Origin of the sequence: Nocardioides sp. (assembly GCF_035697785.1) — a bacterium.
In the GTDB taxonomy this organism is placed as follows: Bacteria; Actinomycetota; Actinomycetes; order Propionibacteriales; family Nocardioidaceae; genus Nocardioides_B.
In genome coordinates, this window is the sequence record NZ_DASSCL010000166.1 from 1 (window position 1) to 5,452 (window position 5,452).

Annotated in this window: 8 protein-coding genes; 4 read left to right on the forward strand and 4 right to left on the reverse strand. The window is 72.0% G+C overall.

Annotated features, from left to right (window positions below):
- On the reverse strand, window positions 1-340 hold a 340-nt coding region (locus VFH10_RS17405), incomplete at its 3' end, for a hypothetical protein (protein WP_325130852.1).
- Window positions 337-960 (reverse strand): MarR family winged helix-turn-helix transcriptional regulator, encoded by a 624-nt coding sequence (locus VFH10_RS17410; RefSeq protein ID WP_325130854.1) that lies wholly within the window; start codon window positions 958-960, stop codon window positions 337-339. The genes VFH10_RS17405 and VFH10_RS17410, both read right to left, overlap by 4 nt.
- 141 nt (window positions 961-1,101) lie before the next feature.
- Between VFH10_RS17410 and VFH10_RS17415 the strand changes: the two genes are divergently transcribed.
- The 4 genes from VFH10_RS17415 (at window position 1,102) to VFH10_RS17430 (ending at window position 4,601) form a co-directional block, all read left to right on the forward strand.
- Window positions 1,102-1,710 carry a flavodoxin family protein gene (locus VFH10_RS17415; protein ID WP_325130856.1) on the forward strand — a complete coding sequence of 203 codons (609 nt, stop codon included), beginning with the start codon at window positions 1,102-1,104 and terminating at the stop codon, window positions 1,708-1,710.
- Window positions 1,711-1,757: 47 nt separating this feature from the next.
- Window positions 1,758-2,870 carry a DNA glycosylase AlkZ-like family protein gene (locus VFH10_RS17420; protein WP_325130858.1) on the forward strand — a complete coding sequence of 371 codons (1,113 nt, stop codon included), beginning with the start codon at window positions 1,758-1,760 and terminating at the stop codon, window positions 2,868-2,870.
- A gap of 92 nt (window positions 2,871-2,962) precedes the next feature.
- Window positions 2,963-3,730 carry a histidine phosphatase family protein gene (locus VFH10_RS17425; protein WP_325130860.1) on the forward strand — a complete coding sequence of 256 codons (768 nt, stop codon included), beginning with the start codon at window positions 2,963-2,965 and terminating at the stop codon, window positions 3,728-3,730.
- The gene (locus VFH10_RS17430) at window positions 3,723-4,601 is read left to right on the forward strand and encodes an NAD(P)H-hydrate dehydratase (protein WP_325130862.1); all 879 of its coding nucleotides are present in this window, start codon (window positions 3,723-3,725) and stop codon (window positions 4,599-4,601) included. Before VFH10_RS17425 ends, VFH10_RS17430 begins: the two co-directional genes overlap by 8 nt.
- Before the next feature lie 89 nt (window positions 4,602-4,690).
- Here VFH10_RS17430 and VFH10_RS17435 read toward each other — a convergent pair whose 3' ends face one another.
- Together VFH10_RS17435 and VFH10_RS17440 are read right to left on the reverse strand one after the other, a co-directional pair.
- Window positions 4,691-5,095: a helix-turn-helix domain-containing protein gene (locus VFH10_RS17435; protein WP_325130864.1), complete on the reverse strand. Its 405-nt coding sequence runs from the start codon at window positions 5,093-5,095 to the stop codon at window positions 4,691-4,693.
- A gap of 113 nt (window positions 5,096-5,208) precedes the next feature.
- The coding region (locus VFH10_RS17440; RefSeq protein WP_325130866.1) for a DUF2237 family protein at window positions 5,209-5,452 on the reverse strand (244 nt) is incomplete at its 5' end.

The window sequence follows — 5,452 nt, forward strand, 5'->3', positions numbered from 1 at the left end:
CCAGTCGGCGCACGCCGTCCGGTCCGTCGGCGGCCCAGGTCACCCAGACCGCGGCCGGCAGCAGGGCGGCGAACACCAGCAGCAACGACGCCACCCGCTCGGTGTCCACGCCCGTGACCTGCGGCATCCATCCTGAAGCGATGACCCCATGGTCGGCGAGGACGGGGAGCGCCATCACCGGACCGGCCAGCACGGCTGCGAGCACGAGGAACGCCGTCACCGGACGACGTGCGGACCAAGAGCGCAGCCGCCCCAGGGCAGGGGGCGAGCCGCTCTCCGGCCTCGGCGGCAGGGTGCCGACCTCGATGCCGGTGACGTTCGGAGCTTGGACGTCGATCATGACCGGTCCCTCGGCTCGTGGGTGGCCCGGCGGCGAGCCGGGTCTGGCGGCGGTCCCTGACTGCGCAGGAAGTCGATGTACAGGCGGACCTGCTCCTCCTGCGCCCGAGAGAGCACGTCGCCGGTGTAGGTGAGGACCGGAACGCCCGGCTCGTCGCGGACGAGCCCCTCGTCGCCGAAACCGACGCGATAGGGCCGCTCGTCCAACCCGGCGCTCTCGCGCAGCAGCGCGTCGACGTGCTGGAGCACTAGACGCTCGCGCACGGTGTTCGGCCGGAACTTCGTCCCCAGTTCGCGCATGGCGGCCAGGAACGGTCGGGTGGCGCGGGCCAGGGCCTCCTCGCCGGCCTCGGACAGCCCCAGCCGGTGCGAGCGGCGGTCCTGGGGGTGCGGAGTGCGGACGACATGTCCCCTGGCCTCGAGCCGCTTGATGTGTGCAGAGACGGTGGTCGGCCGGAACCCCGTCCACCGGTGGATCTGAGTGGGGGTGGCCGGGCCGAACCGGTGGAGCAGGGAGTACATGCCGAAGTCGTCTCCGTTGAGCTCGGTGTCCCTGAGCACCTGGTCGAGCAGCCCTGAGGTCAGCCCGCCGACGAGCCAGATGTCGAAGAGGAGTGACATCGGCCCGTCTGACGGAGGAGCGGAAGGAGGTCTCATGGAGAAGATACTACGATTTCGCAGTTGTTTACTGCAACTGCGCACTAGACCGGTCGGCCGAGTCCTCCGGCATACGTCCGAGCGGCGCTGGGCATGACTGTGGGCATGACCGACCTGACTGCGCTCGTCCTCAACTGCACCCTCAAGCCCGCGCCGACCGCGTCGAGCAGCGAGGTGCTCGGCCGCGAGGTCCTCGACGCCCTCGCCGAGCACCAGGTCAGCGGCGACCTCGTCCGGGTGATCGACGAGCAGGTGAAGTTCGGCGTCCAGACCGACGAGGGCGATGGTGACGGCTGGCCCCGGATCCGGGAGCGGATGCTGGCCAGCGACATCCTGGTGATCGCTACGCCGATCTGGCTCGGTCAGCCCTCGGCGGTCTGCAAGATGGTGCTCGAGCGCCTCGACGCGGAGCTGTCGGAGACCGACGACGAGGGCCGGATGCTCACCTTCGGCAAGGTCGGCTGCCTCGCGGTCGTCGGCAACGAGGACGGCGCCCACCACGTGACGGCCGAGGTCTACCAGGCGCTCAGCGACGTCGGGTTCACCGTCCCGGCCAACGGGGTCACCTACTGGGTCGGCGAGGCCATGCAGGGCACCGACTACCAGGACAAGGACCCACGGCCGGAGAAGACCGCCCAGACCACCAAGACGCTCGCGGCCAACGCCGCGCACCTCGCCCGCCTGCTGAAGGGCAGCCCCTACCCCGGGTCCTGACCCCGGTTCGCAGGCTCCGGTCGGCGGGACCGCCTAGGGTCTGACCCGTGACGGTCCACCAGCTGTCCCGCCGCGACGCGCGACGCATCGCCGTGAGCGCTCAGCTCCTCGACACGCACCGGCCGACCGACGTCGTCGAGGTGGTCGAGCACCTCGGTCTGCTGCAGCTCGACCCCACCGCCGCGATCGCACCGGCCGCCGACCTGGTGCTGTGGAGCCGGCTCGGGTCGTCGTACTCGCCGGCCGAGCTGCGCGACCTGCTCGACCAGCAGGTGCTGGTGGAGCACCGCGGGATGGTTCGCACGCTCGACTACATCGCGCTGCTCCGTGCCGACATGGCGGCCTGGCCCGGTGCCGGCGAGCTGCGCGAGTGGGAGGTGCAGATCGCCGACTGGGTGCGCGCCAACGACGCCTGCCGCCGCGACATTCTCGACCGGCTCCGGGCCGACGGGCCCCTCCCGCAGTCGGCGCTCCCCGACACGTGCGTACGACGATGGGGCTCGAGCGGCTGGAACGACAACCGCAACGTGACGATGATGCTCGACAAGCTGGTGCAACGGGGTGAGGTGGCGGTCGCCGGACGTGAGGGCCGCGAGAAGCTCTGGGACCTGGCGTCGCGCGTCTACCCCGACGACGCGTTCCCGCCGATCGACGAGGCCAGGCGCCGGCGCGACGAGCTCCGGCTGCTGGCGCTCGGCATCGCCCGCGGCCGAGCCGCCGAGACGCCTGGCGAGCCGAACCACGTCGGTGCGGCCGGCGAGCCCGCTGTCGTCGAGGGGGTCAAGGGCACCTGGCGGGTCGATCCGTCCTACCTCGACCGGCCGTTCTCCGGGCGGACCGCCCTGCTGTCGCCGTTCGACCGCCTGGTCTACGACCGCAAGCGCACGGTCGACCTCTTCGACTTCGACTACCAGCTCGAGATGTACAAACCGGCAGCGAAGCGTCGCTGGGGCTACTTCGCGCTCCCGATCCTCCACGGCGACAAGCTCGTGGGGAAGGTCGACGCCGCGGCCGACCGCAAGCAGACCGGCAGCCTGCTGGTCCACGCGATCCACGAGGACGAGCCGTTCACCAGGGCCGTGGCGACTGCCGTGCACCGCGAGATCGAGGACCTGGCGCGCTGGCTCGACCTCGATCTCGCCCTCCCCGGCGACGGCTGACCCGAGCCGGCGCGGACGGCTCCCGAGATTCGACGTACGACGCGGGGGGTACGCGTGGGGGACGACAGTGCACCCGACCCTGCGGAGGAGACGTGGCGGTTCCCAGACTGGTGGGCCTCGTGGACGGCCCGGCGTCGATCACGCTGGTGCGACACGGCGAGAGCGCGGGCAACCTCGCCGACGCCGACGCGCGGTCGCGGGAGGCCGAGGAGCTGGACCTCGAGACGCGCGACGCCGACGTGGAGCTGTCCGACCAGGGCCGCGACCAGGCGGCCGTCCTGGCCCGCTACCTCGCGGATGTCGCCGAGCCCGACCGCCCCACCCTGGTGCTGACCTCGCCCTACCGGCGAGCGGCAGACACCGCGAGCATCGCAGTCGCCGGCAGCGGCATCGACGTCGTCGTCGACGAGCGTCTGCGCGAGCGTGACCTCGGACTGTTCGACGGCCTGACCGGGCACGGGATCCGGGCCCGCTACGCCGACGAGGCCAAGCGGCGCGAGCGTGTCGGCAAGTTCTACTACCAGCCGCCGAGCGGCGAGAGCTGGGCCGACGTGGTGCTGCGCGTGCGGTCCCTGCTGGCCGACCTGAGACACGGCTTCGAGGACGCCCGCATCTGGATGTTCACGCACCAGGCGGTGATCATGAGCTTCCGCTACGTCCTCGAAGGACTCAGCGAGCCGGACCTGCTGGAGATCGACCGTACGTCGAACATCGCCAACGCGTCGCTGACCACCTACCGCCGCTCCGACGAGGGCCTCGAGCTCCTGGACTTCGCCGACACGTCCCTGGTGGACGCCGCCGCTGCCGACGTGACGCACGAGGCACCCGTCACCGGTGACGCGGAGCGCGCCCGTGCCTGAGTCCCGGACGGTCACCTCCCAGCTCTTGCGGGAGTGGGCACTGCCGCGGCCGGGATCCGACAAGGAGGGTCGCGGCGTGGTGCTCGTGGTCGGCGGGAGCCGCAGCACCCCGGGGGCAGTCATCCTCGCGAGCGAGTCGGCCCTGCGCGTGGGGAGCGGCAAGCTCCAGGTGGCCACCGTCGAGAGCGTGGCGAGCCAGGTGAGCGTGGCGCTCCCCGAGGCGCTGGTGCGCGGCTTCGCCGAGACGGACGCGGGCGACCTCGGCACCGAGATCGGCACCGGCGTCGTCGAGATGGCCGAGGACACCACCACCGTCCTGCTCGGTCCAGGCCTCCTCGACCCGGGCGCGGCTTCGGCCCTGCTCGCGGAGATCGTCCCCGAGCTGACCGGGCCCGTCGTGATCGACGCGCTCGGGTCGGCCTACGTCACCGACCACCCCGAGGGGCTGCACCACCTCGACGGCCGGTGCGTCCTGACCCTCAACATGAAAGAGCTGGCCAGGACGCTCGGCACGGAGACCGACGAGGTCGAGGCGGACCAGGTCGGCGCGACGACGGAGCTCGCTCGCCGGACCGGGAGCGTGGTGCTGTCCGGCGGCACCGGCAAGGTGGTCGCCTCCCCGGGTGGTGACGCGTTCCTGGTGCACGACGGCGGACCAGGTCTCGGGGTGTCCGGGTCCGGGGACGTGCAGGCCGGGCTGGTCGCGGGCCTCCTGGCGCGAGGTGCCGAACCCGACCAGGCGGCGGTGTGGGGTGCCGCCCTGCACGGCCGCGCCGGTGACCGGCTCGCCGGCGAGATCGGTGTGGTCGGCTTCCTGGCCCGGGAGCTGCCCCTCGTCGTACCCGGTCTCCTGGCCGAGCTGGACCGGTGAGCCGGCGCGCCGTCGCGGCGCGAGGCGGTGGCCGGGACGCGAGGGCGGATGTCGGCGGGGTCAGCGCGGTCGTGCGTAACGGGGTCGTCTCACCCCGCCGACAGGGTCCTTGCCATGTGTCGGCCGTGCGGGCGGTGGCGGGCGATCTCCTGGATCTGCTGACGCCGCATCAGCCGGACGCCGCTCTTGTGGGTGAAGAAGGGCAGTCGGCGCTGGGAGAGGAGTCGGCGCAGCTCGACAACCGAGACGCCGAGGATGTCCGCGGCCTGGCTCACGGTCACCCAGTAGGACTCCGGATCGCGCAGGTGGGCCCGCCACCGGTAGGCGCCGAGCGCGACGCTCTCGACCTCACCGGGGGTCACCACACGACCCCGCATGAGCCGTCTCGCCTGCTCGAGACTGCAGCCCAGCACCCTGGCCGGGTCGAACACGGTCCGCTCCACGTCACTGCCCCACAGACGCACGCCGACGTCGCCCCTTTGCTCGAGCGACATTCGGAACCTTAGACCGGCCATCGGGACTCGTAAAGGGACCGGAACACCTTCGACGCCCTCGTGATCCAGGCGCCCCGAATTCGCCGGATCCGGGCGTCGAGGGCCTGCGGACCCTACGGATCCAGTGAGCCCGGGTCGTCGGGTACGTCGACGGCGTGCTCGCGGAGCGCCGCCAGCGGCACGACCTCCAGCACCGCCGCGTTGGTGGCGGCCAGGACGACGGGGGCAGCCGCTCCCGCGTCGTACGCGCGCGCCCAGTTCGCGGCCGTCACGCACCACCGGTCGCCCGGCACCAGGCCCGGGAACCGGAACTGCGGCATCGGGGTCGACAGGTCGTTGCCGATGCTGGACTGGTGC